This window comes from Streptomyces sp. NPDC104313 (assembly GCF_055583985.1).
In genome coordinates, this window is the sequence record NZ_JBVJMW010000045.1 from 1 (window position 1) to 1,355 (window position 1,355).

Annotated in this window: 1 protein-coding gene; it reads left to right on the plus strand. The window is 68.3% G+C overall.

Features of this window, described 5'->3' with window-relative positions:
• Positions 1-30: 30 nt before the first annotated feature.
• A partial coding sequence (locus ACZ60Q_RS36000; protein WP_469641836.1) for an AMP-binding protein occupies positions 31-1,355 on the plus strand: 1,325 nt, incomplete at its 3' end.

Sequence of the window (1,355 nt, forward strand, 5' to 3'; positions counted from 1 at the left end):
GCCGATACGTTCGAGGAGCTGCTCGACCGTGTGAGCCGGACCGCTCTGGAGGGTTTGTCGCATCAGGATGTGCCGTTCGACCGGCTGGTCCAGGAGTTGGCGCCGGACCGTGACCGTTCGCGGAATCCCCTGTTCCAGGTGATGCTCGCGTTCCAGAACGCGCCGTCGACCGAGGCGAGCCCGGGGGACTTGGATCTGACGTATCTGCCGGTCGGTGACGGGACCGCCAAGTTCGATCTGATGCTCCTCGCGGAGGAAGCCGCGGGCGGTGAACTGTCGCTCGCGCTGGAGTACAGCACCGACCTGTTCACGGAGCAGACGGCTCGCGCCGTTCTTGACGACGTCCTGCGCGCATGCCGTGCGGCGGCAGCCGACCCCGCGTGTCCTGTCGGTGAGCTCGCCCCGGTGTCGCAGGAGGAGAGCGAGCTCCTGAACGTCTGGAACCGGACGGCCCGCACCGACGAGCTGAACTGCCTGATCACCCGTGTCAGGGAACATGCTCTGGCGCGGCCCGATGCCATCGCTGTCGCTGATGAGCACGGTGTTCTGACCTATGCGGAGTTGGCGGGCCGGGCGAGCCGCCTTACCCGTGAGCTGCTTGCCGCGGGTGTCGCGGCTGATGACCGGGTGGCGTACCACGGCGAGCGTGGTGTGGACGCGGTCGTCGCGTTCCTGGGGATCCTGGGGGCGGGGGGTGCGTATCTTCCGTTGGATCCGCATGCCCCGATGACGCGGAAGTCCGACATGGTCACCGCGTCCGGCGCCCGCTACCTCATCACCACGGTCGGCCATACCGCCCAGACCGACGCCGTCGCCTCGGCGGTCGGCCACACCGAGCAGACCGACGCCCTCGCCTCGGAAGCCGGCACCCGACCCGCCGTCCTTCTCTGCCCGACGGCTGCGGACGGATCGGGTGAACTGGTCCCGGTCCGTGCGGTGGACGATGATCTGGCTTACGTCCTTTACACCTCGGGGTCGACGGGGCGGCCGAAGGGGGCGATGGTTCATCACGCGGGGATGAACAACCATCTTCTGGCGAAGGTCGATGATCTGGCGCTGACCAGCAGCGATGTCATCGCGCAGAACGCGGCGCTGACCTTCGACATCTCGGTGTGGCAGATGACCGCCGCTCTGGTGGCGGGTGGCCGCACCACCATCTACGGGGACGAGACGGCCCACCACGCGACGGATCTGTTCGCCCGCGCCGACCAGGACGCCGTGACCATTCTCGAGGTGGTCCCCTCACTGCTGCGGGCCGCTCTGGACGCCTGGGACACCGTCACCCAGTCCGCACCCGAACTGCCCGCCCTGCGCAAGCTGGTCGTCACCGGCGAAACGCTGCCACCGGACCTGTG